Origin of the sequence: Streptomyces sp. H27-H1 (genome assembly GCF_026627445.1) — a bacterium.
In the GTDB taxonomy this organism is placed as follows: domain Bacteria; phylum Actinomycetota; class Actinomycetes; order Streptomycetales; family Streptomycetaceae; genus Streptomyces.
In genome coordinates this window covers 58,549-77,258 of the sequence record NZ_JAPNLJ010000005.1, presented here as the reverse complement: position 1 = coordinate 77,258, position 18,710 = coordinate 58,549, and the positions used below count along the sequence as shown (strand labels likewise).

The 18,710-nt window shown below is 70.5% G+C and carries 22 protein-coding genes; 10 read left to right on the top strand and 12 right to left on the bottom strand.

Going from position 1 to position 18,710, the window contains the following annotated elements; genetic code table 11:
• Positions 1-2: 2 nt before the first annotated feature.
• The 6 genes from OTB20_RS06700 to OTB20_RS06675 all read left to right on the top strand — a co-directional run bounded on the left by OTB20_RS06700 (position 3) and on the right by OTB20_RS06675 (position 4,128).
• Positions 3-1,235, top strand: a complete 1,233-nt coding sequence (locus OTB20_RS06700) for a sensor histidine kinase (protein ID WP_267815673.1) — start codon at positions 3-5, stop codon at positions 1,233-1,235.
• Positions 1,232-1,936: a response regulator gene (locus OTB20_RS06695; protein WP_420716342.1), complete on the top strand. Its 705-nt coding sequence runs from the start codon at positions 1,232-1,234 to the stop codon at positions 1,934-1,936. Before OTB20_RS06700 ends, OTB20_RS06695 begins: the two co-directional genes overlap by 4 nt.
• A 110-nt stretch (positions 1,937-2,046) precedes the next feature.
• Positions 2,047-2,247 carry a hypothetical protein gene (locus OTB20_RS06690; RefSeq protein ID WP_267815671.1) on the top strand — a complete coding sequence of 67 codons (201 nt, stop codon included), beginning with the start codon at positions 2,047-2,049 and terminating at the stop codon, positions 2,245-2,247.
• Positions 2,247-2,867, top strand: a complete 621-nt coding sequence (locus OTB20_RS06685) for a pilus assembly protein TadG-related protein (protein WP_267815670.1) — start codon at positions 2,247-2,249, stop codon at positions 2,865-2,867. The genes OTB20_RS06690 and OTB20_RS06685 overlap by 1 nt, the downstream gene beginning before the upstream one ends.
• Positions 2,868-2,897: 30 nt before the next feature.
• Positions 2,898-3,485 carry a hypothetical protein gene (locus OTB20_RS06680; RefSeq protein ID WP_267815669.1) on the top strand — a complete coding sequence of 196 codons (588 nt, stop codon included), beginning with the start codon at positions 2,898-2,900 and terminating at the stop codon, positions 3,483-3,485.
• Between the two features lie 4 nt (positions 3,486-3,489).
• On the top strand, positions 3,490-4,128 hold the full coding sequence (locus OTB20_RS06675; protein ID WP_267815668.1) for an OmpA family protein: 639 nt from the start codon (positions 3,490-3,492) through the stop codon (positions 4,126-4,128).
• Between the two features lie 299 nt (positions 4,129-4,427).
• Here the strand turns inward: OTB20_RS06675 and OTB20_RS06670 are convergent, their stop codons facing one another.
• From OTB20_RS06670 to OTB20_RS06660, 3 genes are all read right to left on the bottom strand, one after another.
• Positions 4,428-4,898, bottom strand: coding sequence for a DIP1984 family protein (locus tag OTB20_RS06670; RefSeq protein WP_267815667.1), 471 nt, complete (start codon positions 4,896-4,898; stop codon positions 4,428-4,430).
• A 94-nt stretch (positions 4,899-4,992) separates the two neighbouring features.
• Positions 4,993-5,190 carry a hypothetical protein gene (locus OTB20_RS06665; RefSeq protein WP_267751302.1) on the bottom strand — a complete coding sequence of 66 codons (198 nt, stop codon included), beginning with the start codon at positions 5,188-5,190 and terminating at the stop codon, positions 4,993-4,995.
• 11 nt (positions 5,191-5,201) lie between these two features.
• Complete coding sequence (locus OTB20_RS06660; protein WP_267815666.1) at positions 5,202-6,053, bottom strand: helix-turn-helix domain-containing protein; 852 nt, start codon at positions 6,051-6,053, stop codon at positions 5,202-5,204.
• 246 nt (positions 6,054-6,299) lie between these two features.
• Here OTB20_RS06660 and OTB20_RS06655 point away from each other — a divergent pair, with 246 nt between their 5' ends.
• Positions 6,300-6,836: an ATP-binding protein gene (locus OTB20_RS06655; RefSeq protein WP_267815665.1), complete on the top strand. Its 537-nt coding sequence runs from the start codon at positions 6,300-6,302 to the stop codon at positions 6,834-6,836.
• Here OTB20_RS06655 and OTB20_RS06650 read toward each other — a convergent pair.
• From OTB20_RS06650 to OTB20_RS06630, 5 genes are all read right to left on the bottom strand, one after another.
• Entirely contained in the window at positions 6,816-8,258 is a 1,443-nt protein-coding gene (locus tag OTB20_RS06650; protein WP_267815664.1) for a hypothetical protein, read from the bottom strand. The two genes, OTB20_RS06655 and OTB20_RS06650, sit on opposite strands and share 21 nt — an antisense overlap.
• Positions 8,259-8,354: 96 nt before the next feature.
• A complete protein-coding gene (locus tag OTB20_RS06645; RefSeq protein ID WP_267815847.1) occupies positions 8,355-9,503 on the bottom strand; it encodes an RNA polymerase sigma factor in 1,149 nt (382 codons plus the stop codon).
• An 8-nt stretch (positions 9,504-9,511) separates the two neighbouring features.
• Positions 9,512-9,919, bottom strand: coding sequence for a YciI family protein (locus tag OTB20_RS06640; RefSeq protein ID WP_267815663.1), 408 nt, complete (start codon positions 9,917-9,919; stop codon positions 9,512-9,514).
• Positions 9,920-10,242: 323 nt separating this feature from the next.
• Positions 10,243-11,736, bottom strand: coding sequence for an SH3 domain-containing protein (locus OTB20_RS06635; protein ID WP_267815662.1), 1,494 nt, complete (start codon positions 11,734-11,736; stop codon positions 10,243-10,245).
• A gap of 388 nt (positions 11,737-12,124) precedes the next feature.
• Positions 12,125-12,700 carry a TetR/AcrR family transcriptional regulator gene (locus OTB20_RS06630; RefSeq protein WP_420716341.1) on the bottom strand — a complete coding sequence of 192 codons (576 nt, stop codon included), beginning with the start codon at positions 12,698-12,700 and terminating at the stop codon, positions 12,125-12,127.
• Positions 12,701-12,817: 117 nt separating this feature from the next.
• Between OTB20_RS06630 and OTB20_RS06625 the strand changes: the two genes are divergently transcribed.
• Positions 12,818-13,270, top strand: a complete 453-nt coding sequence (locus OTB20_RS06625) for a nuclear transport factor 2 family protein (protein ID WP_267815661.1) — start codon at positions 12,818-12,820, stop codon at positions 13,268-13,270.
• Between the two features lie 102 nt (positions 13,271-13,372).
• On the opposite strand, the gene OTB20_RS06620 is transcribed toward OTB20_RS06625, so the two are convergent.
• Both OTB20_RS06620 and OTB20_RS06615 read right to left on the bottom strand, forming a co-directional pair.
• On the bottom strand, positions 13,373-13,639 hold the full coding sequence (locus OTB20_RS06620; RefSeq protein ID WP_267815660.1) for a helix-turn-helix domain-containing protein: 267 nt from the start codon (positions 13,637-13,639) through the stop codon (positions 13,373-13,375).
• Positions 13,639-14,217 (bottom strand): DUF2975 domain-containing protein, encoded by a 579-nt coding sequence (locus tag OTB20_RS06615; protein WP_267815659.1) that lies wholly within the window; start codon positions 14,215-14,217, stop codon positions 13,639-13,641. The genes OTB20_RS06620 and OTB20_RS06615 overlap by 1 nt, the downstream gene beginning before the upstream one ends.
• Positions 14,218-14,457: 240 nt before the next feature.
• Between OTB20_RS06615 and OTB20_RS06610 the strand changes: the two genes are divergently transcribed.
• Entirely contained in the window at positions 14,458-14,862 is a 405-nt protein-coding gene (locus OTB20_RS06610) for a DUF1992 domain-containing protein (RefSeq protein WP_267815658.1), read from the top strand.
• A 177-nt stretch (positions 14,863-15,039) separates the two neighbouring features.
• Here OTB20_RS06610 and OTB20_RS06605 read toward each other — a convergent pair whose 3' ends face one another.
• Positions 15,040-16,038, bottom strand: coding sequence for an SGNH/GDSL hydrolase family protein (locus tag OTB20_RS06605; protein WP_267815657.1), 999 nt, complete (start codon positions 16,036-16,038; stop codon positions 15,040-15,042).
• Positions 16,039-16,173: 135 nt separating this feature from the next.
• Complete coding sequence (locus OTB20_RS06600; RefSeq protein ID WP_267815656.1) at positions 16,174-16,758, bottom strand: TetR/AcrR family transcriptional regulator; 585 nt, start codon at positions 16,756-16,758, stop codon at positions 16,174-16,176.
• A 121-nt stretch (positions 16,759-16,879) separates the two neighbouring features.
• On the opposite strand from OTB20_RS06600, the gene OTB20_RS06595 reads away from it, so the two are divergent.
• Positions 16,880-18,463, top strand: a complete 1,584-nt coding sequence (locus tag OTB20_RS06595) for an MDR family MFS transporter (protein ID WP_267815655.1) — start codon at positions 16,880-16,882, stop codon at positions 18,461-18,463.
• Positions 18,464-18,710 lie beyond the last annotated feature (247 nt).

Here is an 18,710-nt window from a genome sequence, read left to right as displayed (position 1 = left end):
TCATGGCCACCTCACTGGACGCCACGGCGTTCGCCGCCGCCCGGGACCGGCCGTCCGCACGCCCCGCGGTGCAGCTGCCGATCGCCCTCCAGGTCAACGCCCTTCAAGCACTGTGCCGCCAGGTCTTCGCGTTCCGCCTCGTGATGATCGCCCTGGGGACTCCGCTGGTGCTGAGCCGCACCCCGCGCGGGGCGCCGACGTACCTGGTGGCCGGCGCGATCCTGCTCACCTTCATGGTCTCCTACGTCCTGTTCCGTGACTGGGAGCGCTTCGGTCCGCTGCTGCTGCGCCACCGCTGGCTGCTGGCGGTGGACTGGGCCTTCAGCGGGCTGCTGCTGTTCGCGGCGACGCCCGAGTCCCCGCTCGGCCTCGCCTCGGCGTGTACTCCGCTGCTGGCCGGGCTGGTGTACGGCTGGCGCGGCGCGGCGGTCTACGCGGGCATCCAGGCGGCGGCCGTGGCATGGGTGGCCGAGGGGCTGATGCTGTCGACGCTCTGCGTACTGGCGGGCGCGGCCGGGGCCTGCCTGCGCGACCTGCTGTTCCGCTTCGGGACCGCCGGCCAGGCCCTGCTGGAAACCCGGGCCCGCCTCGCGGTGGCCCAGGCGGTCCAGGCCGAACGGGACCACCTGGCCCGCGAGATGCACGACTCCGTATCGAAGACCCTGCACGGCCTGGACCTCGCCGCGCAGTCCCTGACGCGTACCACCGACCCGGCGGAGCTCCGCAGTCAGGCCGCCCTGGTGGCCGGCGCCGCCCGTCGCGCGGTCGCCGAGTCCCGGGAGGTACTGGCCGACCTGCGGCGGGACCTGGACGCCCCGGGGGTCTCGCTGGCCTCCCAACTCCGCGCCCGCATAGACCCCGACACCGCCGAGCTGCACGTGAGCGGCACCCTGCCGGTGCTGCCCTCCCCGGTGGTCCGTCACCTGCTGGCGGTAGCGGCCGAGGCACTGGAGAACGCCCGCCGCCACGCGGGCGCCACCCGGATCACGGTCGAGGCGACCGTCGACGACGCCGACCTGCTGCTCGTGGTCGAGGACGACGGACGCGGCCTGCCCGGCGGCGTAGACCTCCCGGCCCTCCAGGGCGCGGGCCGCTTCGGCCTGCTGGGCATGACGGAACGCGCGGCCGCGATCGGCGCCCGCATCCACATCGGCGCCCGCCCCGCCGGACGGCCGGGCACCCAGGTCCGCCTGGCCCTCCCACTGGCGGCCCTCACGGCGGGGAGGCCCGTATGACGCCGTCCGTGCTGACGCCCCCCCTGCGCGTCCTGATCGCCGACGACAACCCGGTCGTACGGGCCGGCCTGGCGGCCCTCCTGGCCACCACCAGGGACATCGAGGTGGCAGCGGATGCGGCGGACGGCCGCGAAGCCCTCCACCTGACCCGGCTCCACGCCCCCGACGTGGTCCTGCTGGACGTCCGCATGCCGGGCGTCGACGGCATCTCGGCCCTGCCCCACCTCGTACGGCTCGCACCGGTGCTGATGCTGACATACAGCCAGGAGACGGAGATCGTCCGCGAAGCCCTGCTGCTGGGCGCGGGCGGCTACCTGGTGCACGGCGAATTCACGCCGGACCACCTCGTCGCCGCCGTCCGCGACGTCCATGCGGGCCGCGCACATTTCAGCCCTACGGCGGCGAGCGCGGTACTCGCGGAACTCCGGGCCTCTTCGCATCCGCAACGAACTGTGGGACAGTCTTCGGAGCGCCTTCCCAACCACAGTGTGTTCGGGCTGAGTTCACGTGAGGAGGAGGTCATGGATCTCATCGCTTCCGGCATGAACAACCAGCAGATCGCGGCCACCTGCTTCATCAGTGAGAAGACGGTCAAGAACCACATCAACCGGATCTTCGCGAAGCTCCAGACCGCCACGCGCAGCGAGGCGATAGCCCGTTGGCTGGGAACCGCCCGTCCCGGGGTGGCTGGCCATGGGTAGACAGAGTGCGCAGTGGGTCCGTAATTGGGTCCCGGGACCCTTTGCAACTGCTGGGGTGTCGACGTACCGTCCGCGAATCGACATCGGCGCCGGCCCTGGAGAGGACCCTCATGCAGAACAACAAGCTGCTCAAGGCGATCGTCGAACGGCAGAACCGGATGAAGCGGGGCGGGGACGAGGGCCAGACGGTCTTCGAGTATCTGGGGATCATCGTGATCATTGCGCTGATCATCGCGGCGATCATCGGAACCGGCCTCGCAGCCAGCATCGCGAACGCCATCACGCAGGTCTTGGCGGACATTACAGGCTGATGATCGCGGCGGGCTCGCGTGACCGGGGGCAGGTCTTCCCCTTCTACATCGCGATGGTGGCGTGCCTGCTCTTCGCAGCACTGGCCTTCGTCGTGGTCGGGATGGCGGGGGCAACCCGTAGTGACGCGCAAGGTGCCGCCGACGCGGCGGCACTCGCGGCCGCCCGTGAGACCAGGGACCACGTGCTCGTGGGGAGAGATCTCCTCACTCTCACACCGGAGCAGTGGGGGGAAATCCTCAGGGGCATTCGCTTCGATGGCGGCGAGCCCTGCGCCAAGGCGCAGGCCTTCGCTGCCTCGAACGAGGCCACCGCAGAATGTGACTTCGACATCCCGGAGTTCACCGTCACAGTGACCACCAACGGAACGGTCGGGGAATCGGTCATCCCGGGGAGCGAGACCATGCAAGGCCACGCCACGGCGACGGCCCTGATCGAACCGCGCTGTTCCCTGCAACCGGCAGCCACCCCGTCACCTACGCCGCCTGAAGGTGGCGACGCGGTGCCGGTGCCTGTTGGTATTCAGTGCAGGGACGGGTCGGTGATCACGATGGATCCGTCGAACCCAGGGTCGTTGTCCAAGCTGGCGAGGAAACTCTTCAGCGTGCGACTGGCCGACTGACAGCGAACGAGAGACAAGGAAACGGCGTACATGGGCATTCGGCAGAAGGTGAAGGTCCGCGGGGGAGCGGCCGTTGCGGTTGCGGCGGTCTTGGCCCTTGCGCTGGCCGGGTGCGGCGGAGGCGCCGAGAAGACGAAGGAGCCGGAGAAGTCCGCCACTCCTCAGAGCCAAGAGAGTGGCTCTCCCAAGCCCGCATCCTCTGAGGCGAAGGGGTCGGCTCCTCTTGAGGTGATCGCCACGGCGCAAGGGCCGTCCGGTGTCTTGATGGAGATCAATTCGGCTGCGCGCGACCAAGACGGATACCTGACAGTCAGCGGCCTCATCAAGAACACGGGGTCCTCAACGTTCGCGCAGATGGCTACGTGGCGCGGTGACGAGAAGACTGCCAGCCCAGGGTCGATCGCCGGGGCAACTGTCGTCGACACCGCAGGCAAGAAGCGCTACTACGTGCTGCGAGACACAGAGGGCAGGTGCGCATGCACGACCGGCCTTACGACCATCAAGGTCGGCGAGAGCGTTCCCTTCTTCGCCCAATACCCCGCACCGCCGACCACCACGACCGAGATCGTGTTCGGCCTGCCGTCCTTTACCGCGGCCACCATCAAAATATCTGGGTGACCCCATGACCAAACACTGCCGCACCACCGCAGCCACAGCCGTCGCCGGTCTCGTCATCGCCGGCGCCCACTTCATCGGCGCGACCAGCGCCTACGCCGACGACGTCACGCCCTCCGTGCCTCCGGGTACGGAGGTCTCCGCCTCCCCGCCCGTGGCCATCAAGGCGGACTCTCCGGGTCTCAAGCTCCCCCAGGGCGGCACGCTCGCCCCCTCCAAGGTGCTGGACATGGTCGAAGTCGTCGAGGACCTCGGCGGTGAGGAACGCCGTCAAGAGACGAACCAGACCGTCATGATGGCCCTCCAGTCCGAGGTGATGTTTCCGGAGGACAGCGCGGTCTTCAACGCTCAGGCCTCCGCCCGTATCCAGGCCATCGCGCAGGAGATCAACTCTCAGAAGGCCACCGCCGTTCGGGTCTTCGGGTTCACCGACGACCAGGGAAGCTACGAGCACGGCAAGGAGCTCTCCAAGAAGCGCGCCGATGCCGTTCAGGCCGAGCTGGCGAAGACGGTTACCAATCCGTCCGTCCAGTTCGATGTGCGCGGCTACAGCGAGGACTACCCGATTGCCGACAACGGCACCGAGGAAGGCCGCAAGAAGAACCGCCGGGTTGAGATCACCTTCCCGCGCGGTTCGGGCCAGTAGGGCGCGCTCAAAGCGAACCGGCGGTCACCGTCGACGATGTCGACCGTGACCGCCGGAAGAGGCCGTGTGGAATCCCCGAACCCGCCCTCACCGCTTCGGATCTGCACGTGGTGATGTGCCGTGTGTTGTGCACCGTTACTTGTACGCCGTACTGAGCTGCACTGTGACAGGGGAATCGAACCCCAGCGTTGCTCTTCACGCGCCAAGGGGGTGGGCCGGAAAACCGCCGGCCCCCGGTCTGTGCTCGCCTCCGAAGCGACTACCTGCTCCACACGGCCCCGTCCTGCCGGGACCGTTCATCAGTCCAGCAGGTCGGCCTCCCAGTTCGTACGCTGGATGCGTACGTCGATCTCGCGGATCTCCCGCGCGAGCACATCGGCTTGGCCGCGCAGCTCCGCGACCGGCAGCGCGGAGAGCGTCACCAGTTCGGACCGCAGCTGCCTGCCGTAGCCCCGCTCACCGGTACCCGCCGCCGCGTCCGCCGCGGCCGTGACCACGGAGTGGCGCAGCCGCAGTACGTCCCGCCGTGCGAGCGCGTCGGTGAGGGTGCCGTCGGTACCCATGTCGATCGCCGCGTTGGTCCGGTTGATCCGCCGGATCAGGGCCTCGAGGGTGTCCAGCGCCTCACCCGCGTCCGCCAGCAGTTGAGCCGCGTCCTCGGCGGGCGGCTCGCCCTCCTGGTAGCGGGCATTGCTGACCACGCGTGCGCGTAGTTGTTCCACGCGTCGTGTCGTGTCCTTGCGTTCCGCAAGTGCCTCGGCAAGCTTCACCGGCCCCACCTCCTGTCCCTTGTCCCTGGCGTATCTCGCACCAATATAAGGATGCGAACCCGCTCGGACGCAGGCATTTCCGGTGGGCGGGGAGTCACTCCGCCAGCAGGTGGTCGGCCTTGCCGGCCTTGATGTCCCGGATCATCTGCCTCAGGGCCTCGCGGGTATCGGTGAGGTACGTGTCCTCCTGGCCGGAGAGGGCGATGTAGCTGTTGCCGTCCCCGTCCACCCCTATCCGGTAGCAGCTAGCCCCTTCGCCGCAGAAGGCGTCTTCCCAATCGATGGCAGCCATCGTTCTCCTCCTCAGAGTTCGCGGGCAAGGTTGCGGATGAGGTCCCTTGATGGGGCGGGCGGCAGGCTGAGCCGTTCCATCCAGTCCAATTGGGCGCGGTACTTGGATAGTTGCGCCGTGGTGTGCAGGAAGTCGGCGCCGTGCGTGCTGTCGATCTGGACCGTGTCGAGCTGAGCGACCGGTCCCTTCACATAGTTGACGGTCTGCCCTGCCCCGGGGAACCCCTCCGCCTCGAAGGGCAGGACGTGCAGGGTGACGTTGTCTCGCTCGGAGGCGTGGAGCAGGTGCTCCAATTGGGCCCGGGCGACCTGACGTCCGCCGAATCGCATCCGCAGCGCGGCCTCGTGCACGACGGCGATGTACTCGGGGGCCGAATCGCCCTCCAGTACTTGCTGGCGCTCCAATCGGTGGGCAAGGCGCAGGGCGACTTCTTGCTCCGGCAGGCCGGGGACGACGAACCTGAAGACGGCGAGAGCGTGATCGCTGGTTTGGAGCAGCCCTGGGATGTGCACCGAGTGTGCACACCTCATCTGGGTCGCGTGGACTTCCAACTCGGCGATGTCGAGCATCGCGGCCGACAGCGAGCCTCGATAGCGCTCCCACCAACCACGTTTCTGCGGGAGCGCCATGGCGACCAGCGCGTCGATGTACTGCTCGTCCGCGCAGTCGCAGTGGCAGGCCAATGACCGGAGTCGTTCCTCGCTGATGGCCCGGTTGCCCTGCTCGATCGCCGAAATCTTGGAACGGTCGAGGCCGAGAAGGCCGGCGGCGGATTCGGCGGACACATCTGCAGCCAGCCTCATCCTGCGCAGCTCGTAGCCCAGTCGCTTCTGCCGTTCGGTCGGTGAGGTCCTTGGTGGCATGGGTGCAGTGTGCCGTGTGACCCGACTCAGTATCCACGGGGGGACCAATCTCCGTAGATAGGTGGCCAATAGTCCACCTGGATCGCTACAGTTCGTAATGCGCCGCTCACACAAGGGAGTTGGAAGTGCATCGCCGCGGCATGCGCAGACGCGTAGGCGCACGTGTTGCGGCGACAAGCCACTGCTCCCACCGCGAGAGCCACCCCACGTCACGTCATCCACATGTCACGGCAAAGGGAGTCCGTCATGCTCAGCCCCCTCACCCCGCCCGCCCCCAGTCACTTCGCCGCCTGTCCGGGGGCTCCGCCCGTACCGGACGCGGCCGAGCCTCCGTACCCCGACGGGTTGGCGTGCAGCCTGACCGTGCCCGGGGAGCCGTACAGCGCCCAGATCGCGCGCAGTGCCGTACGGTCCGTCCTGCACGCCCACCGGCTCGACCGGGTCATCCCCGCCGCGGTCCAGGTGGTCGGTGAACTCATCGCCACCTCCTGGTACTTGGACCCGGGCCGGAGCCTGTACCTCGCCCTCCGCCACCGCGAGTCCGCGCTCCGCGTCACCGTCTACGACGGGCACGTCACCCACACCCACCCCCGCCTCGCCGCCCACTGCGAGGCCCGCCGACGGGCCGCGCTGCGCGTGATGTCCGCCGTGGTCCGGGACTGCGGCGGGGCGTGGGGGTTCGGGGAGTCCAGGGAGCCCGGTGGCGGTACGCGGACCTGGGCGAGTCTGCCGGTGGCGGGGGCCGCCGGGTACCTGGCCGGGTCAGTGGCCTCGACGGAGTGAGACCCGCAGGTTGTTGTTGTCGTCGCGGGCGAGGAAGAGGCCACCGCCGCCCACGCCGGTCAGGAGCGGGATGTCCACGCCCGCGCCCAGCACCTTCGGGTCGCCGGAAGCGGAGTTGAGGTCGACCTGGGCGACGACCGCTTCGGAGGCCGGGGCCTCGGCGTTGTCGACCACTCCGTAGGCCGCCCCGTCGTCGCGGATCGAGGCGAGCGTGATCGTCTTGCGGTTGCCGTCGCCCCCCACGCAGATCCCCTGCTTCCGCTCCAGGTCGAAAGCGACCGGGCCGGCCGCGAGGTAGCGGCCCGAGGGGGAAGCGATGGTCGGGTGCTCGGGGGACTGGTCGAGGATGGTGGGGGTCTCCTCGTACGCGCACTCCATGCGGGCCAGGAGCGCGCCGGTCCGGACGTCGTGCACCGACCACGTGGGAGGACGGTTCGCCCCGTCCTTTCCTCCGTTGTCCCACGAGGCGAGGAGGCGGCCGGACGCCACCCCGTAGGCCCTGCCGTTCCAGTATTCGTGGAAGGAGGTCTTCGGCTGGACCCCGTCGGGGCGGACCGTGTCGCTGAACCAGCGACCGGGAACGCCGAAGCCGTACCCGAGGCCCATCGAGACCAGGGGGCCGTCGGGGCTCACCGCCATCACGCGGCTCCTTTGGCAGAGGGTGGCCCGAGTGCACTGGGGCAGGAGCTCGTTCGGGTCCTTGTACGGGGTGACGGAACCGGTGGTCACGTCCACGACGGCCGCGGAGCGCGGGTACGGTCCGCGCTCCCCGTACGCGACGAGCAGCCGCCCGCCTTCCGCGCTGACCTGGACCTGGCGCGGTGACCCCGACACCGGGACGTCCACCTCCCGCAGCGGCTTGACCCCCGTGCCCGAGGCGTCGGCGGGGAACACCGCCAGCCGCACCACCTCGGTGCCCTCGTGCAGTGCGTCCTTGCCGCTCATCCCGTGGGCGTACGCGACGACGTAGCCGCGGCCGTCCAGCTCGACGTCCCTCAGGTCGGGGATCTCCGCCTGCTCGTCGGACGAGGTGCCCCCCTCGGTGGCTCCGACAGGTGTCGGGGCCTTCCACGGGGCGGAGCTCCAGCCGACCTTCCCGTCGGCGGCCTTGGCCTGCACGGTGTACCCCTCGGCGGACGCGTACAGCAGCGCGACCCGATCGCTGTGGGGTACGGATGTCACCGGCAGGGTGCCCACCGATTCGGGCACCCAACCGAGGGTCTCGTCCCAGCCCTTGGACCCGTCGTACTGCGGCGGCACGCTCAGCTTGACCGTCGGCTTGGCCCCTTCGGTCTCGCCGAAGGCGCCGGTCGCGCCTTTGCCGTCCGTGGCATCCGTAGCGCCGGTGCCGCCCGAGCCGCCGCAACCGGCCGCCAAGGTGGCCGACAGGACGACGCCGGCCAGTGCTTTCCCCGTTCGCATGTTCCCCCGCTTTTGCCTTTGTTGATCAATGCCGGGCGAGGTTAACAGCGGCCACGGACGGAGGAGTGCGTTTCCGGACACCAGGCCGGACCGCCGTCAGCCGGGCCGGCGGGCGGAGTTCAGGCGGGCCGCCTGACGGGTCAGATGATCGCGTTCCGCGAGGTTGGGGGCCTGGTGGGCCGCCTCGGCGTACAGACGGGCCGCCGTGGTCAGGTCGCCGTCGCGCTCGTGGAGGTACGCGGCCACAGCCGTGTGGCGGGGCAGCGACGCGTCCAGCACCGCGAGCGCCGCCAGGCCCGCACGCGGTCCGTCGGCCTCGCCGACGGCCACCGCGCGGTTGAGCCGTACGACCGGGCTGTCGGTCAGGCGCACGAGCTCGTCGTACCACTCCACGATCTGCACCCAGTCGGTCTCCCCGGCGGTGGGCGCGTCGGCGTGCAGGGCCGCGATGGCCGCCTGGGCCTGGAACTCGCCCAGCCGGTCGCGGGCCAGCGCCGGGTGCAGGATGGCGATCCCCTCGGCGATCAGGGCCGTGTCCCAGCGGCCGCGGTCCTGTTCGGCGAGCGGGATCAGGCTGCCGTCAGGAGCGGTCCGGGTGGCCCGCCGGGCATGGTGGAGCAGCATGAGGGCGAGCAGTCCCGCGACCTCGGGGTGGTCGATCGAGCCCGCGAGCCCGCGGGTCAGCCGGATGGCCTCGGCGGCGAGGTCCACGTCGCCGGAGTAGCCCTCGTTGAAGACCAGGTAGAGGACGCGCAGCACGGTGGCGACATCGCCGGGCCGGTCGAACCGTACGTCGGAGACGGTGCGTTTGGCCCGGCTGATGCGCTGCGCCATGGTCGCCTCGGGGACGAGATACGCCCCGGCGATCTGCCGCGTCGTCAGCCCGCCGACCGCCCGCAGGGTCAGCGCGACGGCGGAGGAGGGGCTCAGCGAGGGGTGGGCGCACAGGAAGTACAGCTGGAGCGTGTCGTCCACCGCGGGCGCGGGGCCGGGACCCGGCTCCTCGTCCACCCGGTCCTCGCGCCGCCGACGGGCGGTGTCCGACCGGGCAGCGTCGAGGAACCGGCGCCAGGCCACCGTGACCAGCCAGGCCTTCGGATCCTTCGGAGGGTCGGCCGGCCAGACGCGGACCGCCTCGAGAAGTGCGTCCTGTACGGCGTCCTCGGCCGCCGCGAAGTCTGCTCCGCGGCGGACGAGGATCCCGAGCACGCCCGGTGTGAGACCCCGGAGCAGGGCCCCGTCCATCGGGGTGCTCACTCGGTGATGGTGGGCGGCGCGGCCAGGAACGGGCGCAGCTCCAGCCACTCGTGGATCGGCTTCCCGCCCGCCCCGGGGGCGGCCGACAGCTCCCCGGCCAGCTCGAGGGCGCGGTCGTAACTGTCCACGTCGATCACCATCCAGCCGGCGATCAGGTCCTTCGTCTCCGCGAAGGGGCCGTCGGTGACCGGCGGGCGGCCCTCGCCGTCGTAGCGGACGAAGGTTCCCTCGGGGGCGAGCGCCTGCGCGTCGACGAACTCTCCGGTGCCCTCCAGCCGGGCCGCGAAGTCGTGCATGTACTGGATGTGGGCCGTGATCTCGTCCGGCGTCCACTTGTCCATGCACACGTCGTTGGCCGGAGCCGGGGCGCCGCGGTAGTGCTTGAGAAGCAGGTACTTGGCCATGATGCTCTCCTCGGTGCTGGGCGGCCCATTGTGGCCGCCTTCATCGAGGAGACGGAGCCGGTCACGGGTTCTCGACATCGATCGACGGGGATTGCGGAATTTCTTTTCGGCGGGGCGGCGGGGCGGCGGAGTGGTGCGGCGGCAGGGCGGCTGGGCGGCGGTCCCGGGGCGGAAACGACTCCGGTGCGCACCGGGGCTCGGGGGGCCTCGATGCGCACCGAAGGGTTGGGGGTGGGGTCCGGGCCCGTCAGGACCGGTCCCCATCGTCGGGTCAGGTCCCGGCAGGTCCCGTCAGGTCGGGTCCCGCCAGGTCCGGTCCCCGGTCAGCAGGTGGGGATGCGGTTCAGGTTCTCGGCGTAGCGGGCGGCGATCCAGCCGCGGCCGTCGGCGAGCTTGTACCAGAGCGAGTTGCCCTCGACCGTGGTGCCGTTGGTCTTGCACATCACCTGGACCTCGGTGCCGTGCTTGATCACGCCGGTCTTCCCGTAGTGGGTGCCGGGGCCGGTGCGGACGTGCAGCTTGTGGCTGACGATGCGGGCCGTCGGCTTGCCGGGCTTGGTGCCCTTGCCGCCGTGCTCCTTACCGCCATGGTCCTTGCCGCCGTGGTCCTTGCCGCACTTGCAGTTGCCGGGCTTGCCCTGGTCACCCTTCGGGCCCTGGTTGCCCTTCGGCCCGCCGGGTCCGCGGTCGCCCTTCACGCCCTTGTCACCCTTGTCGCCCTTGTCGCCCTTGGGCCCGCCGGTTCCCCGGTCGCCCTTGACGCCCCTGTCGCCCTTGTCGCCCTTGGGTCCGCCGGGTCCGCGCGATCCGGTCGGTCCGGCCGGGCCGGTGTTGCCCGTGTCGCCGCGGTCGCCCTTCTCGCCCTGCGGGCCGCCGGCCGGACCGGTGTCGCCCTTCGGGCCCTGCGGTCCGCCCGGTCCGGGAACCCCGGCCGGCCCCACCGATCCGGTGTTGCCCGTGTCGCCCTTGGGCCCGGCCTCGCCGGTATCGCCCTTCGGGCCTCCCGCAGGGCCCGTCTCGCCCCTCGGCCCGGGTGCCCCGGTGTCGCCCTTCGGGCCCTGCGGGCCTCCGGACGGCCCCTGGGGCCCGGTGTCACCCTTCGAGCCCTTCGGACCCCTGGGGCCCTGGGGCCCCTTCGGCCCGTGGTCGCCCTTCTCGCCGCGCTCGCCCTTCTCGCCGCGGTCACCCATGTGCCCGCGGTCGCCCTTCTCGCCCCGCTCGCCCTGGTCGCCCTTGGGCCCGGGGCGGCCCGGCTTGCCGTGGTGGCCGGGCTTGCCCTCGTGCCCCTGCTGGCCGTCGTGGCCGTCGTCGCCCCGGTCGCCCTTCGGGCCCGACACGGGGGTGGAGACCGCGTACGGGGCGGAGGAGCCCTGACCGGCCGACCACTCGCCACCGTCGAGCGTCGTGCCCTCGGGGGCATTCGCGTCCACCCGTACGAGTACGCCCAGCCGGGTGTCGCTCTGCGCCGGGAAGGAGAAGCCCGCGCGGGTCCCCGCGTCGCAGGTCAGCTGCCGCGCGTCGCCGGAACGCGTACAGGGGGCACCCGCACGGTCGCCGTTCCAGTAGAACCGGGCCTCGGGGAAGGTCGTCCGCTCCGGCGCCGTGATCCGGAAGCTGCTGCTGAGCGCCGGATCGCCACCGGTCTCCGCCACGATCACCACGCGGCCGGTCTTTCCCGCGGCGATGGAGGGGACGTACGGCTGGGAGAACCGGATGTGCGGCGAGCCGGCGGCGAAAGCCGGCGCGACCGGCAGCAGGCAGGTCGCGGTGACGGCCGCGACAACCAGGGCGGCCGACGTGCAGCGGGAAGCAGACAAGGGTGTTTCCTCCGCGAGGAAAGGCGACGGAACCGGTGCGACCGCCGAATGCGGTCTCCCGGTGGACAAAAAGCCCAACGCCAGTTAAAAGCTGACAATGCGACCCGGCTGCGCGCAACGCGCAACCGATCACTCGGCAGCCGCGTAAATCCCTCCCCCGGCCCCTTTGTCGGCAGCTCCGCGGGGCCCTGCGCCGGTCCTTTGCCGCGCCTGCGCCGACCTCTCCGACCGGCCCCGGCGTCGATCGCTTCGCCCGGTCCCTTCGCCGACCCCTGCGTCGATCCCGCCGCCCGGCCCCTGCGCCAGCCCCTGGGTCGACCCTCTCCGCCCGGTCCCTGCGCCGGTCCCTTCGCCCGGTCCCTACGCCCAGTCCCCTCCCGCCGGTCCCTCAGCCGACCGCTCGGCCCGCCCCCGCGCCCGCCCGGACCAGGACGTACGCCGCCTCGCGCGCCCGTACGGCCGCCCCCGGGCCCGGCTCCAGGGCCGCGACCACCGTCGCGCCCTCGACCAGCAGCAGGAGCTGCTCCGCCAGATCCTCCCGGCCCGGACCGGCGATTTCGGCCAGCAGCGCCCGTAGCTCCGCCTTGTGCCGGCGTACGGCGTCCAGCACCCCGGCGGGGCCCGTGCCCAGCTCCCCGTACGCGTTCAAGAACGCGCAGCCGCGGAAGTCCGGCTCGCAGAACCACTCGGCCAGCCAGTCGAAGACGGCTCCGACGGGGTCGGCCCGCCCCGCGACCGCTGCGCGCAGGCTCGCCGTCCAGCGGCGGTCGCGCCGTTCCAGGTAGGCGGTGACCAGGGATTCCTTGGCCGGGTAGAGGCGGTAGAGCCGCTTGAGCGGGATGCCCGACTCCGCGCGGATGCGGTCCATGCCCACGGCCTGGATGCCGTCGGCGTAGAACAGCGACTCGGCGGCGTCCAGCAGGCGCGTGCGGGCCTCTACGTCGTTCATCGGGGCGGCGGGCATGAAAGCAGCGTAGACCAGAAACGCTTGCGCCGAGAACGCTCGTTCTCTAGGCTCGCTCCCATCGAGAACGCCCGTTCTCCCCCACCTGTCACCCGACCCGGTCGAGAGGCGCATCCCATGACTGCCAATGTCGCTGCCAACGCCACTGCCACCGATTCCGTGCGACCGCCCCTGCCGCCCTTCACCGAGGAGTCCGCCCGCGCCAAGGTGCAGGCCGCCGAGGACGCCTGGAACAGCCGCGACGCCGAACGCGTCGCCCTCGCCTACACCGAGGACTCCGCCTGGCGGAACCGCGACCGCTTCCTGAACGGCCGCGCCGAGATCCGCGCCTTCCTCGCCGACAAATGGCAGCGCGAGCTGGAGTACCGGCTGCGCAAAGAACTGTGGGCCTACACAGGCAACCGCATCTCGGTGCGCTTCGAGTACGAGTGGCACGACGCGAGCGGCCAGTGGTGGCGCAGCCACGGCAACGAACAGTGGGAGTTCGACGCCGCGGGCCTGATGCGCCGCCGCGAGGCCAGCATCAACGACATCCCGATCGATGAGTCGGACCGGCGCCTGCGACCCTAGGCCGCACGGGTCGTCAGGGAGCCTTCACGCACTTGAAGGCGCAGATTGACGGGGTGGCGTAACCGGTCCTCCAGGCTGCTCGCGTCGAGCGTGGGCAGCCGTCTACGGAGTGGATCCGCGGTCGGTGCGGTCGGTGCGGGCCGGGGTGGCGGGGTCGTGGGTCATCAGGTCTCCCGGCTGGCACCGGAGGACCTCGCAGATCCTCGACAGGGTCGAGAAGCGGATGGCCTTGGCCCGATCGTTCTTGAGTACGGACAGGTTGGCGACGGTGATGCCCACCTGCGCGGACAGCTCGGTCAGTGTCATGCCGCGCTCGGCGAGAAGCCGGTCCAGGTGGATCCGGATCGCATGGCGTTCCTCTTCGGGCATCAGATGGTGCCTTCGAGGTCCTCTCGCATGCGCACGCCCTCCCGCATGATCCTCCCCATGATCACTGCGGCGAGGCCGGCGAGGACGAGCACCAGCGGCCCGGAGAGGGTCGGCCCGGAACCCACCATCGGCGCCATGCTCCCGACGAGCCAGGATTGAGACCAGCCCACGACGAGGCCGGTCAGCAGCGTGCCCGAGGTGACGAACCAGCCGAGAACGGAGAGTCGCCGCGACACCGGATCGGTGAACGGCCCCTGCAGCAGCACGCCTTTCAGCAGCCGGGAGAAGAGAAACAGTGCGAGGGCGCCGAAAAGCAGCCAGGGCAGCTCGCCCCCGAGGTCGGCGGCGCGCTGCCCCACGGAGGGGCTGTCCTGGCACAGGCGCGTGGCACTGCTGGACGCCTTCACCCCGTCACCGATCGGCAGATCGTGCTCCAGCGAGCTGTTTGCCCAGAAGCCCGTCTGTACGCAGACCGCCCCGTCGTCGAGCATGTGCGTAGCCCCCGTGCCGATGAAGGCGAGCCCGCAGAGCATCGCCAGCGCAAGGGTCGCCGAGGCCAGCGTCCTCGTGAGTCTCATGTTCACCACATTGCTCCTATCGATTTTCGATATGCTCAAGATAGGGGAACATATCGATATTCGACAAGTCCGCGACTGCTGATGAGACCGGCCCAGCCGACCGGAAGGCCAGTTGGTCGCAGTCGAGACGCCCTGCACGAGGCCGACCACCCGCCCCGGTCGGGCAGCTGTGCCGCCCGACGCGACCCGGCCGGTGCGGGCCGGACGACAGTAGGCTGGCAGGGATTCCGAGGAGGCAATGTGACCGAGCGCAAACCGCCTGGTGTCAGCTTCGAATCCTTCGTGGACCGCCAGATCAGACAGGCCGACGAACGCGGCGAGTTCGCGGAACTCCCCGGCTTCGGCAAACCGCTCGCCTCGCTCGACGCCCCGTACGACGAGCTGTGGTGGATCAAGGGCAAACTGCACCGCGAGGGCTTCGCTGTCCTCCCGCCGGCCCTCGCCCTCCGCAAGGAGGCGGAGGACGCCCGCGAGGCACTCAAGGCGGCCCGCACCGAACGCCGGGCCCGCGACCTCCTCACCGAAATCAACGACAAGATCCGCAAGGCCCTGCGCATGCCCCCGCCCGGACCCCCGCTGAACCTCCGGGAGTTCGACGTCGAAGCCGAACTCACCCACTGGCGCGAGTCCCGGAACCCCGGCTGACCCTCAGCCCAGGGAGCGCGGCGCCTCGTGGACGGGGAGGCGGTCGGAGGTGACCTCCAGCATGCGGTCGTACGCGGCCGGGGCCTCCGGGCATTCGACGGTGGCCGCCGCGAGGTCGGCGCGGGCGGGGAGCGCCGTCGATTGCGACGCCGGCCCCGGTTTTGCTCGCCTCCCGTGTCAGTGGCCGGCCGCCCCCAGGGCGGTCAAGGTCTCCGTGACGCGGTCCGCCTGGTGGGTGGTGCCGTGGAGGTTCGGGTGTAGGACGGTGCAGGCTTCGCCGCGGGCCGGGATGGAGCGGCAGAGCTCGGAGGGTGGGTCGCTCTGGGCGCCCGGGCCGGTGAGGTTGTCCTTGATCCCGTACATCCAGCGCTGCTCGCCGCTCGCGCACACTCCGTGCCCGGTGCTGGATGAGTACGTGTCCACGAACGCCGCGCCGGCCCGCCGGGCCTGGTCCCGCAAGAGGGTGTTGACCCGGCGCTCCAGGGTGTCGAGCCAGGGCATGTCGCCCTTGGCGACGGTTCCGAGCTGGTGCCAGGACCCCCAGGCGCAGCCCGCGGCCCCGTCCACGACGGCCGGATATCCGACGACCGCCACCCCGGCGCGCGGAGCGCGCGTGCGGATCTCCTTCAGCAGGGCCGCGAAGTCGGCCTCCAGTGCGGTGAACCGGGCGTCGAGCCCGGCGGCGCCGCTGCCCCGGGCGTAGTGATCGGCGCACGGGGTGCCCGTACCGAAAGAGGCCAGGCCACGCTTGACGCAGGTCTCGACGATCTCGGAGAAACCCACGGAGTTGCCGCCGGCGCCGACCGTGACGAGATCGGCGGTCGCCGTAACGGCCCTGATCTGCGGAGGCTTGGCGGTCCAGCCCCCCGGTGGTGGCACGGACGGTGGCCCCTTCAGCTCGGACTGCGGGCCCAGCAGCCCCGCTCTGACCTCGGCGGCGGAGCAGGTGACATCGGTGAGGTGCAACTTCAGCCGCCGGGCGGCCTGGTGGGGGTAGTCCTGCTCGGAGCGGCCGCACCCGTCGGTGTTCCAGGGACGCACGAAGGAGCCGGCGCTGTACGAGTCCCCGAGGGCCACGTAGGACAGAGGGGCGGCAGCCTGGGCGTGGGTCTGGGGGGCGAGCGCGGCGGTGAGGACGGCTGTCGCGGCGGCGGTGGCGAGGGCGAAACGCATCATGGCGGTGCCTTTGGCTCGGGCGCCGCGGCCCTTCCACAGCGCACATCACCAAAAGTAGCCGCCTTGACTACGGAGAGTAATGATTCATGGTCCGGGTTCGCTTGATCGAGTGAACGGGCGTCCCGGCCGCTGCGCCTACGGGCGCTGGTGGGCCTGGACGATCAGGTCCGTCGCGACCTCCAGGGCGGCCTGGCGGGTCTCCTCCGGGTCCCCGTCCACGTGCTGGAGGAACATCATTCCCGCGTGCAAGGTGAACAAGGCGCTCACGCACCGGACCTGGTCGGTCAGCGGGGCGTCCTCCTGGCCCGTGCGGAGCAGCTCCACCAGGGCGAAGAGGCGCTTCTTCACCGTCTCGCCGATGCTGAGCTCCCGCAGCGAGGCCTGGTTCTCCTGCATGAAGCGGTACAGCGAGGCGCCGCCCGCCATCGCCTCGCTGTAGCGGCGCAGGACCTCCCGCTTCATCTCCAGCGAGCGCGGCTCCCCCTCCGCCCACTGGATCAGCTCGTCGATGGGCCGGGTCAGGTCCTCGAACAGGCTGATGATGATGTCTTCCTTGGTCTTGAAGTGGTAGTACAGCGCCGCCTTCGTGACCTCCAGCCGCTCTGCGATCTCGCGCAGCGACGTCTTCTCGTACCCCTGTTCGGCGAAGAGTTCCAGTGCGACGTCCTGGATGCGCTGCCGCGTATTGCCGCGGCGCTGCTGCGGACTGCTGCTGGACATGACGCTCCTATTTGCTTACTTGACGCCCGGCTAGTTACGGGTCTACCTTCCCCAGTGTAGTGAACTAGCCGGTCGGCAAGTAAGTCCCACGGCCGGTGCGTATGCGCCAGGGGAGTGGAACATGGTGAAGAAGACGAAGAACACGGACACCTCGGGGGAGGTGAAGCCGCGCAGCGTGCGGGTCGTCCTGATGGCCCTCATGATCGCGATGCTGCTGGCCATGCTCGACAACATGATCATCGGCACGGCCATGCCCACGATCGTCGGCGAGCTCGGCGGCCTGGAACACCTCTCCTGGGTGGTCACCGCGTACACGCTGGCCACCGCCGCCTCCACCCCCATCTGGGGCAAGATCGGCGACATGTACGGGCGGAAGGGCTCCTTCCTCGTCTCCATCGTCATCTTCCTGATCGGCTCCGCACTCAGCGGCATGGCCCAGGACATGGGCCAGCTCATCGGCTTCCGCGCGATCCAGGGCCTCGGTGCGGGCGGTCTGATGGTCGGCGTCATGGCGATCATCGGCGACCTGATCCCGCCCCGCGAGCGCGGCAAGTACCAGGGCATGATGGCCGGCGTGATGGCCCTCGCCATGATCGGCGGACCGCTGGTCGGCGGCACCATCACCGACCACATGGGCTGGCGCTGGTCCTTCTACATCAACCTCCCCCTCGGCGCCGTGGCCCTCGCCATGGTCACCGCGGTCCTGCACCTCCCGAAGAAGGATCAAGGGGAACGCCCCAAGATCGACTACCTCGGCGCGGCACTGCTGACCACCGCGATCACCTCCACCGTCCTCCTCACCACCTGGGGCGGCACCGAGTACGCCTGGGGCTCCGTCGAGATCATCGGCCTGATCGCCGTCGCCGTCGTCTCCCTCGCGGGCTTCCTCTACGCCGAGACGAAGGCCGCCGAGCCGGTCATGCCGCTGCACATCTTCCGCAGCCGCAACTTCACCCTCATGTCCGTGATCGGCTTCCTGGTCGGCTTCGCGATGTTCGGCGGCGTGCTCTACCTGCCGCTCTTCCAGCAGTCGGTCCAGGGCGCCTCGGCCACCAACTCCGGCCTGCTGCTCCTGCCGATGCTGCTCTCGATGATGGTCGTCTCGCTGATCGCGGGCCGGATCACCACCAGCAGCGGCAAGTACAAGATCTTCCCGATCCTCGGCGGCGGGCTCATGGTCGTCGGGCTCTTCCTGCTCGCCACCATGGACACCGGCACCAGCCGCCTGATGTCCGGCGTGTACATGGCCGTCCTCGGCGCCGGACTCGGCTTCCTGATGCAGATCACGATGCTGGTCGCGCAGAACAGCGTCGACATGAAGGACATGGGCGTCGCGTCCTCCTCCGCGACCCTGTTCCGTACGCTCGGCGGCTCCTTCGGCGTGGCCCTGATGGGCTCCCTCTTCACCGGCCAGGTCACCAGCACCATGACCGACCGGCTCGGCCCCGAGGCCGCGGTCAAGGCCGGCTCGGCGCAGCTGGACGCGGCGAGCCTCGCGAAGCTTCCGGAGGTCGTACGGGAGGCGTACCAGCACGCGGTGGCTGCCGGGACGCACTCCGCGTTCCTGCTCGGAGCGGGTATCGCCGTACTGGGCTTCGTGGCCGCCTGGTTCGTGAAGGAGGTTCCGCTGCGCGGGGCGGGTGCCTCCGGCGGTGGGGCGGGGAAGGAAGCTTCGGCTCCGGAGCCCGTTGTGGTCGCTCACTGACCTGGAGCGGGTGGGCTGCGCGTACGCGCGCTGGCGAATGACGGGCCCGGCCCGGTGGATCTGCGGATCCATCGGGCCGGGCCCGCTGCGTGTGCGTGTCCGGGCGGCCCCCGGACCCCGCCGCGGCCCCGGCCGCGTGCCGGGCCCGCTGCGCGGAGCCTTCCCCCACCCCGCCCCGCCCCTTCCCGAAACCGGGGTCTGCCCGGGCCCGCGCCTCAAGCGCCGGCGGGGCTGGGGGTTGCGGGTC

Bases quoted from the DNA above. Each gene is read 5' to 3' on its own strand.
- OTB20_RS06700 (WP_267815673.1), top strand. From the start codon at position 3: ATGGCCACCTCACTGGACGCCACGGCGTTCGCCGCCGCCCGGGACCGG.
- OTB20_RS06695 (WP_420716342.1), top strand. From the start codon at position 1,232: ATGACGCCGTCCGTGCTGACGCCCCCCCTGCGCGTCCTGATCGCCGAC.
- OTB20_RS06690 (WP_267815671.1), top strand. From the start codon at position 2,047: ATGCAGAACAACAAGCTGCTCAAGGCGATCGTCGAACGGCAGAACCGG.
- OTB20_RS06685 (WP_267815670.1), top strand. From the start codon at position 2,247: ATGATCGCGGCGGGCTCGCGTGACCGGGGGCAGGTCTTCCCCTTCTAC.
- OTB20_RS06680 (WP_267815669.1), top strand. From the start codon at position 2,898: ATGGGCATTCGGCAGAAGGTGAAGGTCCGCGGGGGAGCGGCCGTTGCG.
- OTB20_RS06675 (WP_267815668.1), top strand. From the start codon at position 3,490: ATGACCAAACACTGCCGCACCACCGCAGCCACAGCCGTCGCCGGTCTC.
- OTB20_RS06665 (WP_267751302.1), bottom strand. From the start codon at position 5,190: ATGGCTGCCATCGATTGGGAAGACGCCTTCTGCGGCGAAGGGGCTAGC.
- OTB20_RS06660 (WP_267815666.1), bottom strand. From the start codon at position 6,053: ATGCCACCAAGGACCTCACCGACCGAACGGCAGAAGCGACTGGGCTAC.
- OTB20_RS06655 (WP_267815665.1), top strand. From the start codon at position 6,300: ATGCTCAGCCCCCTCACCCCGCCCGCCCCCAGTCACTTCGCCGCCTGT.
- OTB20_RS06650 (WP_267815664.1), bottom strand. From the start codon at position 8,258: ATGCGAACGGGGAAAGCACTGGCCGGCGTCGTCCTGTCGGCCACCTTG.
- OTB20_RS06645 (WP_267815847.1), bottom strand. From the start codon at position 9,503: ATGGACGGGGCCCTGCTCCGGGGTCTCACACCGGGCGTGCTCGGGATC.
- OTB20_RS06640 (WP_267815663.1), bottom strand. From the start codon at position 9,919: ATGGCCAAGTACCTGCTTCTCAAGCACTACCGCGGCGCCCCGGCTCCG.
- OTB20_RS06630 (WP_420716341.1), bottom strand. From the start codon at position 12,700: ATGCCCGCCGCCCCGATGAACGACGTAGAGGCCCGCACGCGCCTGCTG.
- OTB20_RS06625 (WP_267815661.1), top strand. From the start codon at position 12,818: ATGACTGCCAATGTCGCTGCCAACGCCACTGCCACCGATTCCGTGCGA.
- OTB20_RS06620 (WP_267815660.1), bottom strand. From the start codon at position 13,639: ATGCCCGAAGAGGAACGCCATGCGATCCGGATCCACCTGGACCGGCTT.
- OTB20_RS06615 (WP_267815659.1), bottom strand. From the start codon at position 14,217: ATGAGACTCACGAGGACGCTGGCCTCGGCGACCCTTGCGCTGGCGATG.
- OTB20_RS06605 (WP_267815657.1), bottom strand. From the start codon at position 16,038: ATGATGCGTTTCGCCCTCGCCACCGCCGCCGCGACAGCCGTCCTCACC.
- OTB20_RS06600 (WP_267815656.1), bottom strand. From the start codon at position 16,758: ATGTCCAGCAGCAGTCCGCAGCAGCGCCGCGGCAATACGCGGCAGCGC.
- OTB20_RS06595 (WP_267815655.1), top strand. From the start codon at position 16,880: ATGGTGAAGAAGACGAAGAACACGGACACCTCGGGGGAGGTGAAGCCG.